This window comes from Tepidanaerobacter acetatoxydans Re1, assembly GCF_000328765.2.
Classification (GTDB): Bacteria; Bacillota; Thermosediminibacteria; order Thermosediminibacterales; family Tepidanaerobacteraceae; genus Tepidanaerobacter; species Tepidanaerobacter acetatoxydans.
This window is the reverse complement of sequence record NC_019954.2, coordinates 1,054,868-1,074,870: the sequence shown is the minus strand read 5'-3', so window position 1 is coordinate 1,074,870 and position 20,003 is coordinate 1,054,868. Positions and strand designations below refer to the sequence as shown.

The following is a 20,003-nucleotide window of genomic DNA, read 5'->3' as shown; positions in this document are numbered from 1 at the left end:
TTTTTTTCAAGATACGTATCTCATTTTGGTCTACACTATATAGACGGCTACATCAAGTAAAAAGTTTTAACCATCCTTGAACCATTTAATTACCTACTCGAATATACTGAATGTATCTAAAGTTTTTCTCAGGGAGGAACAAAAGTATGAATATTGCCGTATCTGTGTCGGCACAAGGATATGGAAACGAAGCAGCTTTTGACTACCGAGCAGAAATGACAGGCCATTTAATAATTAAGCCCAGTACGGGGCACGAGTTTCTAAATATGCTGGCTGATTTATGTCAGTATCAGAAATCCATATATTTACTAAAGGTCTTCAGCCATTCTTATCCTCGCGGTATTATCATGTCTAACTGGAGCGGGTTTTATGACGAACCTGGACCTAGTGATACAAAAAGAGCCGCTTATTTAAGCGACTTAGCCGATAGAATCTATAAAGGAGAAATTAGATTTATTCCAGATTCACAAGTTTTATTATTTGGATGTGATTTAGGAAGTTTTTCTCAAAAACTTTCTTCTGTTACCGGAAGTATCGTGGTAGGTGCTGATGGAGGCACTTACCCTGAAATTTGGGGCAATCGAGAAACAGGTGTATTCCTAACCACCGGTAATTGGCTCGTATATAAAAATGGCAGCCTTGCGTACAATGCAGGCAAGCGGTATAGAGCATGGTAAATTTATTTCTTCTTGCTTAAACCTAATAGAAGCATTCTAAATGGCGTCCTATCTACAATATAGCAGAAGATATATGAACATACTGTTGTAAGAGCAAATACTAAAATCAGTTGAAAGACACGTGTTGTATATGTTCCATAAAATTTACCGACAACTTTTTTTACTACTGTTAAAATTTGCGGATTTACAAAGAAAATACCATATGAATACCGCGATATGCTGTTAAAAAGCGTTGTAAGTTTATCCTGCTTCATTAATTTTTGGGCAAGAAGATATATTGCAGGTATCGCTGCCATTGAATTAATCAAAACTGTGGGCCTCATAGAAGTATATGCTTCAAGATGTGATTGTCCGTATTTTATAAATCCAAGGTATGCTTCTATTATGACTAAGAATGTGGTTATGACATATAATAATGCGGTGAGTAATTTATTCAAATGTATTTCTTTTACAATACTCCAGTTTTGAGCTGCAACCCCGCCAAGAATAAAATAAAAATACCACCCTACAAAATTTACGGAATAATATTTCTGAAGCCAGTCGATTATATGTATTCCGCTCATGGTCATAAAAAAGCGGCAATATGTAATTATAGAAAAATATAGGACAAAATTTACCACTATAAATTTCAGGGGCTTCCTTATTCTTGCCATCAGACTTAAAAGAACAGGGAATATAAAATATAATTGTACAATCATTAATACAAACCATATTGGTGTATGTATATTTTCTTTAAATGTCCAATTGATATATGATAAAAGTGCTTCTTTAGCGGGTAAACCGATAAAAGCAAAGGATGGATTGAACACATCCCTTAAAATCATGTACACAAAACTCCAGACAAGATATGGAACAAATACAGTTTTAAATCTCCTTAAGTAAAAATCCTTCAAGTCAAGTTTCTTCCGACCGTATCCGTAGAAAAGTCCAAAACCTGAAACAAAAACAAATAAAGGCAGACAAATTCGCGACCATTGATTTAATATAAGCCCCAGATGAAAAGCATTACTGTTTACCGGACTGTATGCCACATAAGCCGCCGTAACATGGAGCACTAATACCATTAAGATAGCTGCTGCTCGCATAAAGTCCAATTCAACTACCCTAGACTTAGCCATATTTCTCCTCCGTTCTAAATCTCATCTTCCGTACACTTCACTGCCAACAGCAGTCCCTGCTCTATTTCAACTTTGGCGGCACTTGTCAAAAATACATTGCTGATTCCGCGTGCCGGTCCCATAAGAAGTGTTTCGCCTTTTAGCGGATAGTATAATCCCTCGGTCGTAACACCTGTTACTTTAGGAGTTATCGGAACAAGGGATAAGATATCCCCCTCTTTTCCCTCTATTTCAACAGGTTCATCTATTAAAAACATTTCCCAGTTTCCGTCTGCCAGTTTCAGCTCAAGCCCCTGTTGCTTAAAGCTTACCATCAAAAATATATTGGCAAGGCTGTGATCCGGCCGATTGCCAAGGCCACCCAAGAGTAAAGCTTCATCGGCGCCAAGTTTTAAAGCCTCACATACAGCTAATTCTGTATCAGTAAAGTCTTTTTCCGAAGGAAAGTTTTGCTTTTTAACGCCCCATTTTTGCACTTTTTCCATATCAGCGGGACTAATTGAGTCCATATCTCCTACCAATAAATCCGGTACAACCCCCATGTTAAAAGCATGGCGGGCACCACTGTCGGCACATATAACTATACTACAACAGCTTAAATATTTCTTGACTTTTTCATAGTTTTCAATATCTCCACCACCAAAAATAACTGCCTTCATGATAATCCTCCATAAACATATGCCAAAACTTTTATAATTAATTATATCATTTATCAACTCACAGTGAAAAGGCCTTTTATCATGCTAAAGGAATATATTGTGTTTATTCTCTGCAATCACAAAAAACATGTGATATTGATAAAACAAATTAGAAGTTGTATTTTTTCATTGAATACTAAAATATTATCTGATATAATGGGAATGATTTTAAATAAGATGAAGTTGAAGGGAGTTGTATCTTTTGAAAGAAAAGGTAGAAGTTGTTTTAAATAAAATTCGTCCGTCCTTGCAGGCTGATGGCGGAGATGTAGAATTGGTCGATGTAGATGAAGTTGCCGGTATAGTTAAAGTAAGGCTTACCGGTGCATGCGGCGGATGCCCGTTTGCAACCATGACCTTGAAAAACGGTATTGAAGAGGCATTAAAAGAAGAAATACCGGAAGTCAAAGAAGTGCAGCAGGTTTAAGTTTTATTGATTTGTTAGCAATGCTGATAAACCTTTTGCAATTTACTCGCATTAAACAGGGAAAATTAAAGTGGCCATTGCATAATGCATAAAAGCCCGAATAAAACCTAAAGCCATGCAATTAATATAGCGAAAAACTATCTTATATGCATGGCTTTTATTTATATATAGGTCTTACGACAACCCCCTTAATTTCTTTTATTATCCAAGTGGTATGTGTCATTTACAGTAACGATAAAGGCATCGCTGTCCGAAAGCTCTTTTAGACCGTCATACTCGATGACGGTAAGCGAGGTATTGCTTATTTTAAATTTCCAGAAAAAACTCTGCTTGAGATTCAATAGAACTGAAAGTACTGCTCTGATTGGACCTGCGTGGCTTACTACAAGTATACGGCCATCAGGATGCACATTAGCCGCTTTCATTAGAAACCTTGAAACCCTTTCACATAGCTGTGATAATGTTTCTCCCTCCGGGGGTTTCTCATAATAGGGATTACCAATCCAGCTTCGATATTCATGCGGCCATTTCTGCAATATATCCTCATATGTGAGACCTTCCCAAATTCCAAAGCTCAGTTCTCGCATCAGTTCGGTCGGTATCACTTCAATATTGTGCTGCTCTGCTATGATTTTAGCGGTTTCCATTGTTCTGCCTAGGTCGCTGGCATATGCCACATCCAACTTCTCATGCTTAAGTCTTTTTGAAAGTAACTCGGCTTGAATCTTACCTTCATCAGTCAGCGGAATATCAGATTGTCCTTGATATTTGCGCTGCTTATTCCAAATGGTTTCACCATGTCTTACCAGAAAAAATCTCGCCAAAATATCACCTAGTTCCATAAGATAGTATGATAAACATTAGTAAAGCTATTATCTCACAAAACTCATTTGTCGCACCATATGTATCTCCGGTCATACCTCCAAAATGCCTTGTAAGATATAAAATAAAAAGCAAGCCCGCCATAAAGACTCCTATAATCACAATCAGACTCTTCAAGCCCAGCATTATGTACATAATGATTATTGTTGCAATGCTTGCTATTATGAATGCCGAAATTTTTTGGCTTGTAAATGCTTTTCCCAAACCTTTTTCACGTATATAGGGATAAAAAACAATAGAAAAAGTCATCATCCATCTGCTTAAAACTGGAAAACCGATTAGCGATTGTATCACATAAACCTTGGGTAAAGAAGCGACAAGGACATATTTTAGCAGTATTACCGAAACAATACCTATAACTCCATAAGCTCCAATACGACTATCTTTCATGACAGCAAGCTTCTTTTCGCGGTCACCATAGCAAAAAAGAGCATCCATCGTATCGGCGAATCCGTCTAAGTGCATACCGCCGGTTATAATAATACTTATAATCACTGTAAGCCCTGCTGCAACTTCATGTGGTAATACCTTTTGCCCTAATATGTATATCAAACTTAAAATTCCTCCGATAACCGCACCTGCACATGGAAAAAATGGTAAGGATGATGCAATCTTGCCTTCATCCAGTTCTATCTGCGGAAAGGGTATACGTGTTAAAAACAAAATTGCTACATAAAATCCCATAATTATAAAACGGCTCTCCTTTCAAATAATTTGACTTCTTCCTCTTTATTCCTAATATCAGATAGCATTTATATGGTATTTACGAATAATTCTGCACCATGCCGAGTATCCGCCAGACTGTGTGAAAATGCATTTTTTTGGGTTCTTGTCATTTTTATGAAAGCTCTGTTTTATTGTCATCCTGAGGACTTTGTCTGAAGAATCTTGTTAAGATTCTTCTGTCGCTTTGCTCCCTCGAAATGGCGAAAAATACTTTCGTTTATTGTGGTGTGGGTAGCAGTTTTATACACCCTGCCATAAGTGTGCACCTGTAAGTAGGGAGCAGTCAAAATGCCTCGCACACAGAATAATAAATGTCTTGCATATGCATAAATTAATCTCAGAACTGTTAAATAATATCAAGTATTATTTCCCCTATAATCAATGCAATAATTGCCGTAATAAAACTTAACTTCACTGTGGTTTTTATATCTTCAGCCTCAATTTCTCTTAGTTTTTCACCCATGTATTCCCTAAAACTCATCTCACCGCCATAGGAATTCCATCCACCGAGACGAATTCCGAGCACTCCTGCAGTTATGGCTTCAGGAATACCGCTGTTAGGACTTTTATGTTTTTTTGCATCTGCAAGAACAGTTTTTATTCCCCTCTTAATATCGAGCCTTATCACAGTTGCGGCCATCAGCATTAAAATACCACCTATTCTGGCGGGGATAAAGTTTGCTAAATCATCCATATGGGCCGAAAACCATCCTAAGAATTCATATTTTTCATTCTTATATCCAACCATGGAATCTAGCGTGTTTACAGCTTTATAAGCCATAGCCAAAGGTGCTCCTCCAATAAATGCATATAGCAATGGAGATATAATCCCATCTATTGTATTTTCTGCCACTGTCTCAATGGTTGCACGACATATTTCATTTACAGGCATATCGGCTGTATCTCTGCCAACTATGAATGAAAGACGTTTACGGGCACTGCCTATATTGCTTTTCCTTATTTCATGGTATATGCCCATAGCCTCGTCTGCTAAGTTGCGAACGGATAAAGTGGTATATATAAGCCATATGTTAGTCACATACCCAAACCATGGATTAAATTTGTAGGTTGTTTTAATTATACAGTAAGTTGCTATATATACCAACAAAACAGTAGCAAACCAGAGGATTACTCCTGCAGTTTTCAGACCTCTTGAAGTCTTAAACAATTTTCTAAGGTTTTTTTCAAAACTATCTATTAGTTTTCCTATTATTACTACCGGATGTGTCGGCCTTACCGGATCACCAAGAATCATATCCAATAAAAATGCTAATAAAATAATTATACTCATACTCATGAATTACCCTTCTTAATTTACGGATTCATTATTTCTTTCAATGCTGAAATAAGAACATCGTTATCTTCTCGGCTTTTTACCGCCACCCTGAAAAAACTGTCATCTAGAAACATGTAATTTGAGCAGTCACGTATTAAAATCCCTTTTTTCTTAAGTTTTTCAGCTAATGTGGATATTTTTTCATCTTTGGTTATTTTAACAAAAACAAAGTTTGCTTCAGGAAATAATGGTTCAAGGCCTGGTATGTCTTTTAAATTTCCCCAAAGCCTTCTTTTTTCTAGCAAAATATATTGGCGGGTCCTATCTATGTATGGTTTATCGCTCATTACTTTGCTTCCCACAAATCCTGCAAAAGTATTAATATTCCATGGATCTTTTAAATCATAAAATCTTTTTATAAGTTTTTGATTTGCTAATACAAAACCTAAACGCAGACCGGCCAATGCAAAGAACTTAGTGACAGATTTTAGGATAATTAAGTTATCATGTTCTTCAATATAACTTACCATACTCTCATCTTTATCGACAAAATCCATAAAAGCCTCATCAAGCATAAGGTAAGATTTTTTATTTTGTAATTCCCTCAGTATTATCGCTAAATCTTCTTTTCGAACGAGTTTGCCTGTGGGATTATTAGGATTGCATATAATAAACAAGGAATTTTGGGTTATCTTGCCTTTTATATTATCAAATAATTCTAGGTCAAACCTGAAGTCATTTGTTCTCATATTTACAAATACCGTTTCAATATTTCTGCTTTCACACGATAGGGCATATTCTGAAAAGGTAGGTGAAGGAATTATTGTTTTAGATGGTCTTAAGGCTTCAAGAATTATATTTATAAGTTCCACGGAGCCATTGCCGGGCATCAGATTTTTGGGGCTGGTATTATAGTAGCTCGCTGCTGCTTCCTTTAATTCATTTTGCTCTACATCCGGATAATATATGATATCCTTTATATGCTCCATAATAATTTCTTCCACTATTGGTGCAAACCCCAACGGGTTGATATTGGCGCTAAAGTCCAGTATCTGCTCATAAGGTATATTAAGTTCCTTCGCTGCCTTATATACATTTCCTCCGTGTATCGGTTTTCCCTGCATTTTCTTCTCTCCTAAAACTAAGTTGTTAAGCACTGGAACAATTTTCACTAATTCTAGGTCCATTGTTATCCGTGCAAGTTCGTATGATTCGATATGTTTGATTATATTTAAGCATTATATCGCCTATTTCTTTCCAAAAATCTCGGCATATAATATAACCTTTTTCAAAAAAAATGCCTACAATAGATCCGCTGTGTGCTATATTAACTCCAATTGCACCATATCTGTCTCCAAGCTGAACAATATCAGATAAATGGGGCTTAAAGAGTATTGACTGGTGAGCAAAAGCACTAATTTTCATAGCCTCTCCCAAAAGCTTTAGATTGCCTTCTTCAAAAGCTTTAAAAGTAAGTTCCAGAGCCTGCTTGACCATCGGTTCTTTCTGCTTGTTTTTTTGTTTTAAATCTTTTATATTGTTAAATTGCTGGGTATCCACCTGTTCTCCAGTATCAATTATATATACATCCATTTCCGGCATATGACCCAATCTTTTCCTAACTGTCCCATGTATATGGTCAAACATCATTACACCCGGGTACATTATTCCATCACTGGGCTCAATAGAAAGTGCTATATTGGCTATGACATCATCGGATATACTCTTGCCCAAAGCTTGAGCCGTTGCAATGCAGGCAGCCGTAATATCCGCTGTGCTTGATGAAAGTCCTACCCCACAAGGTATATCGGTATTTATCAATATTTCGGCTTTTAACTTTTTAATCCCAAAATATGTCAGAGTTTTTTCCACGGCTTGAATTGCTTTAGTATGTTCAAGCTCGCTGCAATCAATATGTTTAATCATATTTCTATCCAAGTGAACCGATACCTCTGTATAAAGCGCTATGGGGCAAGTTACTAAAAAATCACGTTCATCTATTGTTCCCTCTACGATTTCCCCACAGCTGGCAGGGCATATAGCTTTACCCCACAAACGTTTCACCCCTTTACAAATCCCTATTTCAATTTTATCGGTAATCCGGAAACCATAAACACTGCTTCATCTACTGCAGCCGCCACTATTTGATTTACTTCCCCAAGCAAATCTCTGTATAATCTGCCTAACGGATATTCAGGCACCAAACCAAGACCGACTTCGTTGGATACAATAATAATATTTTTCCGTATTACCCTCATATTTTTAATCATGGCTTTGATTTCATCTAAAAGGTCAGCTCTAAGCCTATCCCAAGACTTTGTATCCTCTACCCTCTCCAAAGGAAGCCAGTTTGAAACCAAAAGAGCCATGCAGTCGATTAAAATTGTATCATAACCATTATATTTTTCGTCAGTTCCTATTTCATCAAGCACCTTGGACAAGTATCGAGGTTCCTCAACCGTCAACCAGTTGTCAGGTCTTCGTTTTTTATGAATACTTATCCTATGAGCCATTTCTTCGTCTAGAGCCTGAGCTGTGGCTATATATATAACTTTATTACCTCTCTTTAAAGCCTCTTTTTCAGCAAATCTGCTTTTCCCACTTCTGGCTCCTCCTGTTATAAAAATAGATTTCATCTTTTTTCTCCTTATCTTTTTCAAATCCTATAATCCTTGTTTTTCTTCTGAAAAAGCAAATAAATGAAAAATGGTCCGCCAAAAAGTGCTGTTAATATCCCCACCGGCAACTCCGTCGGTGCTATTATAACCCTGGATAAGGTATCTGCCAACATTAAGTACATACCGCCTACAAGAGCCGAAAGAGGGAATAAGTGCCTATAATCCGGTCCAATGACAACCCGGGTTATATGTGGAATAATCAGGCCTACAAATCCTATTACACCACTAACGGCCACTGCTGATGCCGTAAGCAGCGAAGCAGAGGCTAAGGCCGTTTTTTTGACCCTTTCCGTATCTACACCGGTAAAAAAGGCGGTTTCTTCACCTAACTGCAGTATGTTTAATTCTCTTAAGTTCCAATATGCCAAAGCAAATCCAATAATACCGTAGGGGAAATTCAGGTAAACTTCGCTCCATCCTTGGGAAGAAAAGCTTCCCATTAGCCAAAAATATATCTGGTGAAGTTTTTCATTACTAAAATACATAAAGAAAGAAACTATAGCAGAAATAAAACTGCTTACGGCTACGCCGGAAAGCAACAGTGTAAAAGAATAAGTGCGGCCACCGACACTGGCAAGACTGTAAACTAAGAATATTGTCCCTGCCGCACCAACAAAAGCAAAAAATGGTATTGACTCTATCCCAAGGATTTTCATGCCCGAAAAGAACAATATGCCCAGTGAAGCCCCTAATGAAGCTCCTGATGAAGCACCTATAATATAAGGATCTGCCATGGGATTTCGGAAAACACCTTGATATATTACACCAGCCGCAGAAAGTTCGGCCCCTACCAGAAAAGTCAAAAGGATTCTAGGAAGACGAAGTTGCAATATAATTGTTTCATCAGTAAAAGTCCAATTTTTAGATATATTACCTGCCAAGAATGGCAATCGACTAGCAATTATCTTAAAAACTTTACTTGGCGGAATGTTTACGGTCCCTATCCCCAAAGCAAAGATAGCTCCTAATACTGTTACTGCTGCTACAAAAATAAATACTGTATAGGGTTTAGTGTTTTTTAAAGAGTGGTTGTTCACAACATTCTCTCCCCTGAAATAAATAGAGCTGGCAAAGTTGCATAGTGTCAACAGCCTTAAATGCTGTTTGCTGTTTTAATCATTATTTAAACAGCTCCGGGTGCATCATTTCAGCAAGCTGTTCCAAACCATCTACAAGCCTTGGAGTAGCTCTTTGAACTAAATTTTCTTCAAGATAAAAAACTTTATTATTTTTTATTGCTTCAATGCTTTCCCAGCCTTGGCGATTGAGTATATCTTCTGCAGACTGATTACTGGAACCGTGGTGAGAGAAAATGATTATATCAGGATTTTTCGCTACAATCATCTCCTGGCTGTATTGCGGGTAAGCTTTTTTTGCATCTTTTGCTATATTTTCGCCACCAGCTCTTTGTATTATATCATTGACAAATGTTCCAGGCCCCGCGGTAGTGATTGGTGACGGCCATATTTCATAATAAACCTTCGGTCTCTCAGCTGTAAGTTTTGCAACCTTATCATCTATATCTTTCACTCTTGCCTTCAAATCGCCAACTACAGCCGCTGCTTTATCATCTACCCCTGTGGCCTTCCCTATGATTTCTATACTGGTAAATACATCTTCAAAGTCTTTTGGGTCAAGAACTACCGATGGAACATTCAATTTCTCCAATTCTTCTACAGCTTTCTGGTGCATACTGGTAGCAAGTATCAAATCTGGTTGCAGTGATATTATTTTCTCGATATTAGGCTCTGAAAAACCGCCAATCTTTTCTTTGCTTTTTGCTGCCTCCGGATAATCACAAAAATCAGTAACACCCACAATTCTATCTTCAAGGCCCAAAGTAAATAATATTTCTGTATTGCTTGGTGCAAGCGATATTATTCTTTCAGGCAGTTTTTCAATTGTTACCTCTCTTCCCATCTGATCTGTCAAAGTAATGGGAAATGCCGTATTTGTTTTATGGTTTTGGGGATTAGGTTCCGATATTTTTGATTCATTTTTGCAGCCTACTATGCATAAGATAATGATTACAATAATCAGAGTTTTTGTTATTATTTTAAAATGGTTTTTCATCCTTTTTATCCTTTCCCTTCTTTAAATATATTAAAAAGCCCGACCTTCTTTTTAAAGACCGGGCTGTTATTTCATCACGCAGTACACCCACCCTTTCTTCCGAAGGCTTGTACTTCATCAACAGGCAGGTTTCCTGACTCTCGGATCATATTCCCTGCACCTTCCCGATTTCTCAGTGGTATAGCAGTTTATCCCCGATTACAGTGGCGGGACCGTTCAGGGCTTTCACCTGATTCCCTTTTAACCTCGCGGCACCTGTCAAAACATATATTTATATATTTATTTCTATCCCTTGATTAGTATTATATACTCAATAATTTGTTTTCACAAGGTATTATGGACTTGAGCTTCCGCAATTTTTTGCAAGCTCCTTAAGCATCAATGGATTTAATATTTCATGTAAACAGTTAATAAAAAGCTATAACTGATGGGGTTCAGAAACTCATACTTTTTCTCTTTTACTCCTAAATACTCTTAAAAACCAATACCAAGAAATATAGAAAGCAGAAAAAATCAATAATATTCCTAAGACCTTATATTCTAACCGCAAAGTCAAAAACCAATTTAAGTTTGATTGAAGCTTGTCAAATAATACAACCCAAAAAATCGTCCACAGCAAATCGCCAATAAATGAAAATAAAGTATATGAAAAAAAATTTATTCTAAAAAGGCCGGCCGCCCATATTGCAGGAGTTCTTGTGATTCCTATCCATCGGCTAACCATATTTGTGATGCTCCCATATTTATCAAACCACTTTTTAATCTTGTTAATATCTTCATCATCTATCCTAAGAAAGCGGTTTATGCTTTTAAAAATCGGTTCTCCACCATAGTGACCTAAAAAATATGCTAAAATGTTACCAGTCAAATTACCCATGGTGGCAGTAGCAATTACCGGTAATGCAGACATGATATTGATATGGATTAGGTAAGCAGTCGCCATAAATGCAAATTGAATAGGCAGAGGAAGTCCCAAACCTTCAAGTAAGAGAATAATAAAAAGCCCAAAGTAGCCGTAAGAATATATCATTTGATTTGCATACTGTGAAATGTGCATATGTATATCACCTACCTAATTATACTTTATTTTACTCATCAAAACAAATAGCAGTCAATGTTGTTAGCAATTATTGACTGCTATCTCACTTTATGATTCACTTTTATATCTTTTTATACACTAAATATTAAGTATTTTGCCTGCTATACTGTTGACTTACTATGTTTTATCAATTTTTTCTATTGTAAATCCGGTAAATCCATAAATAATTGAAACAATGGGATTAATATAATTTAAAAATGCCCACGGACCATAGGCTACTGCCGAAATTCCCAAGATACTCTTCATGAAAGCTCCGCAAGTATTCCAAGGTACCAATACCGACGTTATTGTTCCTCCATCTTCTAAAGCTCTTGACAGGTTTTTGGGGTGCAAGCCCCGCTCTCTATAGGCATCTGCATACATTCTGCCCGGAACTACTATGGAGATATACTGTTCCGGCAGCATCATGTTTGTTGCTACACACGATGCTATGGTTGCGGCTATTAAACTCCCATCACTTTTCAGTCGTTTGAGTACAGGTTTCATTAGAGCTTCCATTTGCCCGGTTTTTTCCAGAATTCCTCCGAACATCATAGCAGCAATAGTTAACGAAACTGAGTACATCATAGCTGTCATACCGCCTGCAGTCAAAAGCTCATCAATTAACTGACTGCCAGTTTCGCTTACATATCCGGAGTAACCGGCAGTTATAATCATTCCCAAATCAGCTTTTTGAAATATTGCCGCTTCCACAGCACCTAATATCACACCAAAGGTTATGCTTGGAATAGCAGGAGCTTTCAGTGCAACACAGGTTATAACAACTAATGGCGGAATTAAAAGTAATGGACTAATAAAAAACTGTGCTTCTAAACCTTCTTTGATTTCATTTATGGTAGAAAAAGTCATTTCACCGCTTCCAAATTTAAAGCCGAGCACCAGATATAATATAATAACGATGACGTAAGTTACGCCAGTTGTATATAACATATGCCTGACATGTGTAAAAACATCGGTACCTGCCACCGCCGGTGCTAAATTTGTAGTATCTGAAAGAGGCGACATCTTATCGCCGAAATAAGCTCCGGAAATAATAGCACCTGCAGCTACGGGAGCAGGGATACCGAGCCCTTGGCCTATCCCCATCAAGGCTATACCCACGGTACCCACTGTTCCCCATGAAGTACCTGTAGCTAAAGACGTAATAGAGCATATCAATAACGCGCCTAATAGGAATATTTTTGGCGATAAAATATTAAAACCATAGTAAATCATGGAGGGAACTACACCTGCCTGAATCCATACACCTATTAGCACACCTATAATGGTTAAAATAATGATAGATTGCAGTGCTTGTGTTATACCTTCAATCATTCCCTGCTCAATATACTTCCAATCATACCCCACCTTAACAGCCACGACACCGGCTATGGCTGAACCCAGCAGCATTGGAATATGCGGATCTGCGTTAAATTTAACCAAAGATATACCCATGATAATAATCAACCCTGCAATAGAAATAAAAGCCTCATAAAAGTAAGGTTTCCTTTTAGCCAAATTTATCACTCCTAGTATGTATTCTTGAGAATGTATTTTTATGCAGCAGCGAGCATTAAGTAATTCTGCGCTTCATCATAAAATATGCTCAATTTTGATGAATTATTATGCATTAAATTTTATAATTATTAATTATATCACATAGCAGCTTTTTGACATAATCTTTTATAACCTTCGATTAATACCATACAAACGATAATCTTAAGATAACTTACTATCACTCCCTGTTGCTTAACTTTTAACGGTAATAGTGTCGCAAGGAATTATGTAAAGATAAAAACCACGAAATTAATTGTGATTAAAGTTTTTTCCGTGGTTTTAATCAAAGTGCTTTAATAATGCATTAAACCTTGATGTACAAGGTTGGAAATTGACTCATTCTGTGGTATAATTTAGATTATGTTTTAGCATTTTTTTGACCAACGCTCCAATTTTACCGGTTTCTTGAGCAGTTAGTTTGTCCCAACCTAAAAGCTGAGCTTTTTCTAAAAGTCCCAACTCCATAGCTGCTTCTATTTTAAGTTTCTCGGTAAGGTTGGAAATTTCATTTTTTTTAGTCATAAACTCACCTCGGTTTTAGATTGTCCCTGCTGGAAAATATTATTCCACATCATTAGAGTGAGGTGCCATTGATTTGATTGAACTTTTTAATATAACAAAAAAGTACGGCAATAAAACCGCAATTAATAATATATCCCTATTTGTAAGAAGCGGAGAGGTTCTTGGCCTGCTAGGTCCGAACGGAGCAGGCAAATCTACAACCATGAGAATCATTGCCGGATACCTGCTGCCAACATCGGGGTCTGTAAAAGTGGCTGGGTTTGATGTAGTAAAAGAACCTGTTACCGCCAAAAGGCATATAGGATATTTACCTGAAAATCCTCCACTTTATAAAGACATGACGGTCTGTGATTATATTAATTTTGCTGCGGAATTAAGAGGTTTAAAGGGCAAAGATAAGGCTCATCACGTCAATAGAGTCATTGAAGAAGTCGGAATTCCCGATGTTAAGAAACGCCTCATAGGTCATCTGTCCCGCGGGTATCGTCAACGTGTAGGGTTAGCTCAGGCCTTAGTAGCCAATCCTCAGGTTTTGATACTGGATGAACCCACAGTAGGTCTTGACCCTCAGCAAATCACAGAAATACGGCAGCTTATAAAAGAGCTTTCCGGAAAACGAACAGTAATTTTAAGTTCTCATATACTGCCGGAAGTAAGCAGTTTATGTCACAGAGTTGCAATAATCAATAAGGGAAATTTAATAGTAGAAAATACACCACAAAATTTAGGTAAATCTTTAATGGGGCATCGGGAAATCATAGTGCAAATAAAAGGCCCTCAAGATAAAATTCGCACCGCATTAGAGAGTCTTTCAGGTGTTAAAAACATCACAGTAAGCAAGGTTTTAAAGGAAAATTTATGCGAATACACCGTTCAATCTGAATTAGATAAAGATATAAGGGAATCGCTTTTCTATACGATGGCAGAATATAATTTTCCTATTTTGGAAATGAAATCATCTTTTATGTCTCTTGAAGAAATCTTCTTAGAACTTGTAACCGAAGAACCCACTGCAGCATCACAAAGGGAGGCGAACTAAATGAATGCGATAATATCTGTTTTTAAAAAAGAAATCAAGGGGTTTTTTTATTCACCTCTAGCATATGTTATTAGTGCTGTCATCCTTGCTTTAGGTGGTTATTTCTTCTCATTGACGCTTTTTATGACTCGAATAGCAGACCTTTCCGGTGTATTTATGAATCTTGCAGTAATCTTAATATTTGCAGCTCCCGCACTTACAATGAAACTTTTAGCCCAAGAAGAACAGGATGGCACAATGGAGTTTTTATTAACATCACCTATTACTGTACCGCAATTAATTCTGGGTAAGTATTTAGCTGCATTAGGCTTTTTTCTTTTCATAACAGTACTGACTTTTATATATCCTGGGATTTTACTGGCTCTTTCAGCTCCGGACAAGGGTGTTATTCTTGCTACTTATTTAGGCTTTTTTTTACTTATTGCCACATACCTTTCAATCGGCATTTTATGTTCTTCTTTTGCCAAAAGTCAAGTAATAGCAAGTATATCCGGTTTCGGCATTTTACTGCTTTTATGGATATCAAGCTGGCTTTCCGACAGTATTTCTGGACCGCTGGGTTCATTTTTTAAAACGCTTTCGATTTCTGAACACTATACGGATTTTTTAAGAGGTGTTATTGATACAACGCATATCGTGTATTTTATAAGCATCATACTGGTATCGCTGATTTTATCCATGTATAGCGTATCAAGGCGAGTATGGTCCTAGGAGGAAAGATTAGATGAAATATAAAGGGCTTTCATATACATTTGTCGTAGTTTTTCTTATATCTGCATTGGTCGGCATCAATATCGCAGCAGCTCAATATCACTATCGCTGGGATCTAACACAATCACATAGATTTACGCTTTCCAAAAAAACTGTTGAAGTTATAAATCAGTTAAATGAAAAGATAAAAATTACCGCTTTTATCGCCGAAAATAGCAGTACGGGCAGTGATATAAAAAATCTTTTAAAAGGATATGATTTTGCTTCTTCAAAAATTGACGTAAGTTTTTTTGATCCACAAAAAGAACCTGCACTTGCAAAAAAATATAATGTTCAAGAATACAACACTATTGTTGTTGAAGATGCAAAACACAGGCAAACCATAAGTCAATACAACCTTTATTCGCCAGGTACAAATCAATATTCAATGGACTTTAACGGTGAGCAAGCTGTAACTCGAGCCATCCTTAATCTTAAAGAACAAACAAATGCCGTTATTTACTTTCTTTCAGGTCATGGTGAAGCTAGTCCTATATCGGATCTGGACAAGTTTAATTTGTTTTTGAAAGGCGAGGGATACACCTCTAAGCAGCTTGAATTACCCGTAGAAGGCAGAATTCCGGAAGATGCGAACCTTATTATTGCAGCCGGTCCGCAAAAAGACCTGATATCTAAAGAGAGGGATTTGCTTGAAGATTATATAAAATCTGGCGGTAAGATGTTAATCTTTTTTGACCCGACCGACCCTAAAGTGCCGCTGGATGGTTGGAAGAGTCTGCTGGCCACTTTGGGCTTAAAAATGCACGATGATATAGTCGCTGATTCAGAAAGGTCTTTTTATTCGGATCCTCTCACACCGGTGCCTATGGTAGAAAAGCATGATGTAACAGATGTGCTTTTAGAAAAGAAACTTTCGGTTGTATTTCCATATGCCCGCAGCTTTGAAGTTTTACAGCAAGTTCCTGAAAAGCTTCAAGTAAATTCGCTCTTAATTACGAGCAAAAAAGCTTTTGGAGAAACAGAGCTTGAAAAAGTTCAAGCTTCATTAGATAAAAATGATATTCCCGGACCGCTGCATTTGGCTTATGCAATATCTAAAACAGCAGAGGCATCAAGGCAAGCACCTTTAGAACCAAATATGATAACAGCTCCCGATTTAGAACTTGGTGAGCCTGTAGCCGTTGTGGTTGGAAATCTTGCTTTTTTAGGTTCTCAATCAATAGGTCTTGCTGGAAACCTAGATTTTGCCGCAAGCAGTGTGAATTGGCTGCTTCAAACTTCGAATGTACTAAGTATTCCCGCCAAAACCACTGAACCGCCTTTTGTAAATTTGACAGGAGAAATGGTAAATAAGATTTTCTACACTACTGTAATATTTATACCACTTCTAATGCTCATCATCGGTTTTGTTATGTGGTTAAAAAGAAGAAATTTATAGGAGGATATTCTTTTGGCTATAATAAAAGCAAGTGAAAGTATTCTAAGTATAATGCTTATGATTTTACTGGGAAGTTTTTTAAACTCTAGACACTGGTTTGATGGCGACTGTCCCAACCTTTTGGTAAAGCTGGTTGTTAATATATCTTTACCCGCTCTTATGATATATAATATGATGAGCAACTTCGGAAAAGATGACCTCTTAACTGCAGGCAATGCACTTATAGTCCCTTCGTTATCTATGCTTTTGTGTTATTTAATGAGCATATTTGTTGCACATATCCTCAATATTAATTCTAGCAGGCGCGGGGCCTTTCGTTCCATGTTTTTTAATTCAAATACTATATTTATGGGACTGCCAATAAATATGGCCCTATTTGGTGAAAAAAGCCTGCCATATGTACTTTTTTATTATGTGGTTAACTCCTTCTTTTTTTGGACACTGGGTGTTTCTGAAATAAAAAAAGACGGAACAGCAAATGGCACACATACACCTGCTAAGGCTGTTTTTTCCATAGACACGGTAAGAAAAATTCTTTCACCACCGCTTATAGGTTTATTAGCAGCTCTTATGTTAATTCTATTAAATATCAATCTTCCGGATTTTCTTATGGATACTCTTAAAAATCTGGGTAACCTTACAACGCCTCTGTCTATGATTTTTATAGGAATCACAATCAGTGCCGTAAATATACGCAATATAAGATTTAATAAAGAAATGGCCGCACTGCTAATGGGTCGTTTTATAATTGCACCGTTGACCATTCTTCTTTTATCTAATGTATTTTATATTCCAAAGCTTATGAGAGATGTTTTTGTTATACAGGCAGCTATGCCGGTTATGACAAACACAGCTATTATCTCAAAAGCATATGGAGCCGATAGCGAATATGTAGCAATAATGATTACACTCACAACTTTGGCAATTCTCTTGGTTATACCACTATACATGTTTGTCTTAAATTACATATAAACATAAAAAGGTTCATCGTAAAATTACTTAGAAAGTAATTTTACGATGAACCTTTGTTTTTTATTATATAATCTTTGCTAAGGCTTTATTCACCATATTCCTTATTTCATCCGCTTCATTCATTGATAGTGCCTTTTCGGCAATTTGTTTGGCCTCATCATACGTAAGAGATCGGATTATTTTCTTAACTTGCGGTATTGAGGATGCACTCATAGAAAACTCATCCAATCCCATACCTAAAAGAATAGCCGTTGCCGAGGTATCCCCCGCCATTTCACCGCACATGCCGGTCCATTTACCTGCTTTATGCGAAGCATCAATGACATTTTTAATAAGTCTTAGCACTGCCGGATGAAGAGGCTCATATAAATATGATATATGTTCATTCATGCGGTCTACTGCTAAGGTATATTGGATTAAATCATTAGTTCCGATACTGAAGAAATCCACTTCCTTGGCCAGAATATCAGCCGTAATAGCCGCTGATGGTATTTCTACCATTATACCGACTTCTAGATTTTCATCAAAAGGTATTCCTTCGGCTTTCAGTTCTTGCTTTGCTTCATTTAAAATCGCATTAGCTCTGCGGACTTCTTCGGTGCCAGATACCATGGGATACATAATTTTAGCATTTCCATAAGCGCTAGCCCTTAGAATTGCTCTAAGCTGAGTCTTAAGTATGCTAGGTCTATCCAAACACATGCGAATAGCTCGCCAACCTAAAAATGGATTGAGTTCTTCAGGCATGTCAAGATATGTTAGTTTCTTATCTCCGCCAATGTCTAGTGTTCTTATAATAATAGGCCTTGGAGCCATTTTTTCAATTACTTCTCTATATGCATTAAATTGTTCTTCCTCTGTCGGAAGTGTTTCGCGATCCATGTATAAAAACTCAGTACGATAAAGGCCCACGCCTTCTGCTCCGTTTTCAATGGCACCTTTGACGTCTTTCGGTGTTCCAATATTTGCCGAAATTTCTACCTTCCGCAATTTATCGCTGGTTTCGGCAGGAAGCTCTTTAAGCTCCTTTAATTTTTTACGGTATTCGAGGTAATCCTGTTTCAGCTTCTTATATTTTTGCAAAATGGAATCATCTGGGTTTATATAGACAATTCCGTCATTGCCGTCTATGACAACAATATCTCCATCTTTAACTTTGTCCGTTATATTTTTCAAGCCGACTACCGCAGGTATTTCAAGGGACCTTGCCATTATAGCGGTATGGGATGTACGGCCGCCCATATCAGTTGCAAAGGCTAAAACCTTATCCTTGTCCATTTGAGCCGTATCAGAAGGTGTTAAATCCCTTGCTATAATAATAACCCTTTCGGTAAAACTAAAACTGTCGGAAGTAATACCCAAAACATTTTTTATTATTCTTGATCCAACATCTTTGATATCAACGGATCTTTCTTTCATATATGCATTTTTCATATCTTCAAAAGTCTCTATATACTTTTTTACAACTTGGGCTGTTGCATTGTCTGCAGTAATCAACTCAGTTTTTATTTTAGATTTTATCTCATCTAAAAAAACCGGATCTTCAAGTATCATAAGGTGAGCATCAAAAATTTCAGCCTTATCTCGGCTCAATTCTTTTTCCGTCTTTTGCTTAATTTGCTCAAGCTGCAATTTTGACGCACAAATGGCCTCTTCCAGCTTCTTTATTTCCTCATCTACAGCTTCTCTTGTAATAGATGCGGTATTAATCACAACCTCTTGAGGTTTTATGACATGAGCCTTTCCTATTTCGATTCCAGGTGATGCAGCAATTCCCTTTATCATACATTAACCTCCTATGTCAATCCTGCTCTTCTTTAATTATTTCACCCATCTCTTTTGCAATTCGATAAGGTTTTGTTATTATCCTAATGGGAAGCGACAATATGAACTTGGTCAAGTCTTGCTCTAGTTCTCGAGTCATTCGGTACGGTTTTGTAAAAATACGCTCGATAAAATCCACAGCATAATTTTCAATGAGTTTGTCTCGTCTAATTTCAATTTCGCTGCCGCAGTTTGAACATTTTATACTTTTTAAGGTGTTTCCTGCATATATAACCGTATGTGGAGTATCCTTGTTGCAATGCAGGCAAAAAAGTTCGGCTTTCATTTTTGAGGTCATTTTATACAC

21 protein-coding genes and 1 riboswitch are annotated in these 20,003 nt (G+C 37.1%); of the genes, 6 read left to right on the top strand and 15 right to left on the bottom strand.

Features of this window, described 5'->3' with window-relative positions; genetic code table 11:
* The first annotated feature begins 146 nt into the window (after positions 1 to 146).
* Positions 147 to 677: a hypothetical protein gene (locus tag TEPIRE1_RS05030; RefSeq protein ID WP_013778081.1), complete on the top strand. Its 531-nt coding sequence runs from the start codon at positions 147 to 149 to the stop codon at positions 675 to 677.
* A gap of 2 nt (positions 678 to 679) precedes the next feature.
* Here TEPIRE1_RS05030 and TEPIRE1_RS05025 read toward each other — a convergent pair whose 3' ends face one another.
* Both TEPIRE1_RS05025 and TEPIRE1_RS05020 read right to left on the bottom strand, forming a co-directional pair.
* Positions 680 to 1,795 (bottom strand): acyltransferase, encoded by a 1,116-nt coding sequence (locus TEPIRE1_RS05025; RefSeq protein ID WP_013778080.1) that lies wholly within the window; start codon positions 1,793 to 1,795, stop codon positions 680 to 682.
* A gap of 14 nt (positions 1,796 to 1,809) precedes the next feature.
* Positions 1,810 to 2,454: a thiamine diphosphokinase gene (locus TEPIRE1_RS05020; protein WP_013778079.1), complete on the bottom strand. Its 645-nt coding sequence runs from the start codon at positions 2,452 to 2,454 to the stop codon at positions 1,810 to 1,812.
* 241 nt (positions 2,455 to 2,695) lie between these two features.
* Between TEPIRE1_RS05020 and TEPIRE1_RS05015 the strand changes: the two genes are divergently transcribed.
* Positions 2,696 to 2,920, top strand: a complete 225-nt coding sequence (locus TEPIRE1_RS05015) for a NifU family protein (protein ID WP_013778078.1) — start codon at positions 2,696 to 2,698, stop codon at positions 2,918 to 2,920.
* Positions 2,921 to 3,108: 188 nt separating this feature from the next.
* On the opposite strand, the gene cobC is transcribed toward TEPIRE1_RS05015, so the two are convergent.
* The 11 genes from cobC to TEPIRE1_RS04960 all read right to left on the bottom strand — a co-directional run bounded on the left by cobC (position 3,109) and on the right by TEPIRE1_RS04960 (position 13,712).
* Entirely contained in the window at positions 3,109 to 3,744 is a 636-nt protein-coding gene (gene cobC, locus TEPIRE1_RS05010) for an alpha-ribazole phosphatase (protein WP_015295207.1), read from the bottom strand.
* A gap of 4 nt (positions 3,745 to 3,748) precedes the next feature.
* On the bottom strand, positions 3,749 to 4,486 hold the full coding sequence (gene cobS / locus TEPIRE1_RS05005) for an adenosylcobinamide-GDP ribazoletransferase (protein WP_013778076.1): 738 nt from the start codon (positions 4,484 to 4,486) through the stop codon (positions 3,749 to 3,751).
* Positions 4,487 to 4,874: 388 nt separating this feature from the next.
* Complete coding sequence (cbiB, locus tag TEPIRE1_RS05000; protein WP_013778075.1) at positions 4,875 to 5,825, bottom strand: adenosylcobinamide-phosphate synthase CbiB; 951 nt, start codon at positions 5,823 to 5,825, stop codon at positions 4,875 to 4,877.
* A 17-nt stretch (positions 5,826 to 5,842) separates the two neighbouring features.
* Positions 5,843 to 6,928, bottom strand: a complete 1,086-nt coding sequence (gene cobD / locus TEPIRE1_RS04995) for a threonine-phosphate decarboxylase CobD (protein WP_015295206.1) — start codon at positions 6,926 to 6,928, stop codon at positions 5,843 to 5,845.
* Positions 6,929 to 6,953: 25 nt separating this feature from the next.
* The gene (locus TEPIRE1_RS04990; protein ID WP_144312793.1) at positions 6,954 to 7,868 is read right to left on the bottom strand and encodes a GHMP family kinase ATP-binding protein; all 915 of its coding nucleotides are present in this window, start codon (positions 7,866 to 7,868) and stop codon (positions 6,954 to 6,956) included.
* 14 nt (positions 7,869 to 7,882) lie between these two features.
* A complete protein-coding gene (cobU, locus tag TEPIRE1_RS04985) occupies positions 7,883 to 8,440 on the bottom strand; it encodes a bifunctional adenosylcobinamide kinase/adenosylcobinamide-phosphate guanylyltransferase (protein ID WP_013778072.1) in 558 nt (185 codons plus the stop codon).
* Positions 8,441 to 8,460: 20 nt separating this feature from the next.
* Positions 8,461 to 9,519 (bottom strand): FecCD family ABC transporter permease, encoded by a 1,059-nt coding sequence (locus TEPIRE1_RS04980; protein ID WP_013778071.1) that lies wholly within the window; start codon positions 9,517 to 9,519, stop codon positions 8,461 to 8,463.
* An 82-nt stretch (positions 9,520 to 9,601) separates the two neighbouring features.
* Positions 9,602 to 10,555, bottom strand: coding sequence for an ABC transporter substrate-binding protein (locus tag TEPIRE1_RS04975; RefSeq protein WP_013778070.1), 954 nt, complete (start codon positions 10,553 to 10,555; stop codon positions 9,602 to 9,604).
* A gap of 106 nt (positions 10,556 to 10,661) precedes the next feature.
* Positions 10,662 to 10,829, bottom strand: a riboswitch (cobalamin riboswitch).
* A 168-nt stretch (positions 10,830 to 10,997) separates the two neighbouring features.
* Positions 10,998 to 11,612 (bottom strand): DedA family protein, encoded by a 615-nt coding sequence (locus TEPIRE1_RS04970; RefSeq protein WP_013778069.1) that lies wholly within the window; start codon positions 11,610 to 11,612, stop codon positions 10,998 to 11,000.
* A 159-nt stretch (positions 11,613 to 11,771) separates the two neighbouring features.
* A complete protein-coding gene (nhaC, locus tag TEPIRE1_RS04965; RefSeq protein WP_013778068.1) occupies positions 11,772 to 13,151 on the bottom strand; it encodes a Na+/H+ antiporter NhaC in 1,380 nt (459 codons plus the stop codon).
* A 375-nt stretch (positions 13,152 to 13,526) separates the two neighbouring features.
* Entirely contained in the window at positions 13,527 to 13,712 is a 186-nt protein-coding gene (locus TEPIRE1_RS04960) for a small, acid-soluble spore protein, alpha/beta type (RefSeq protein WP_013778067.1), read from the bottom strand.
* Between the two features lie 73 nt (positions 13,713 to 13,785).
* Between TEPIRE1_RS04960 and TEPIRE1_RS04955 the strand changes: the two genes are divergently transcribed.
* The 4 genes from TEPIRE1_RS04955 to TEPIRE1_RS04940 are packed head-to-tail and all read left to right on the top strand — an operon-like array spanning position 13,786 to position 17,872.
* A complete protein-coding gene (locus tag TEPIRE1_RS04955) occupies positions 13,786 to 14,751 on the top strand; it encodes an ABC transporter ATP-binding protein (protein ID WP_013778066.1) in 966 nt (321 codons plus the stop codon).
* On the top strand, positions 14,752 to 15,462 hold the full coding sequence (locus tag TEPIRE1_RS04950; RefSeq protein WP_013778065.1) for an ABC transporter permease: 711 nt from the start codon (positions 14,752 to 14,754) through the stop codon (positions 15,460 to 15,462).
* A 13-nt stretch (positions 15,463 to 15,475) separates the two neighbouring features.
* Positions 15,476 to 16,900 (top strand): GldG family protein, encoded by a 1,425-nt coding sequence (locus tag TEPIRE1_RS04945; RefSeq protein WP_013778064.1) that lies wholly within the window; start codon positions 15,476 to 15,478, stop codon positions 16,898 to 16,900.
* Positions 16,901 to 16,912: 12 nt separating this feature from the next.
* Complete coding sequence (locus TEPIRE1_RS04940; RefSeq protein WP_013778063.1) at positions 16,913 to 17,872, top strand: AEC family transporter; 960 nt, start codon at positions 16,913 to 16,915, stop codon at positions 17,870 to 17,872.
* 63 nt (positions 17,873 to 17,935) lie between these two features.
* On the opposite strand, the gene ptsP is transcribed toward TEPIRE1_RS04940, so the two are convergent.
* On the bottom strand, positions 17,936 to 19,657 hold the full coding sequence (gene ptsP, locus TEPIRE1_RS04935; RefSeq protein ID WP_013778062.1) for a phosphoenolpyruvate--protein phosphotransferase: 1,722 nt from the start codon (positions 19,655 to 19,657) through the stop codon (positions 17,936 to 17,938).
* Positions 19,658 to 19,673: 16 nt separating this feature from the next.
* Positions 19,674 to 19,994: a hypothetical protein gene (locus tag TEPIRE1_RS04930; RefSeq protein WP_013778061.1), complete on the bottom strand. Its 321-nt coding sequence runs from the start codon at positions 19,992 to 19,994 to the stop codon at positions 19,674 to 19,676.
* Positions 19,995 to 20,003 lie beyond the last annotated feature (9 nt).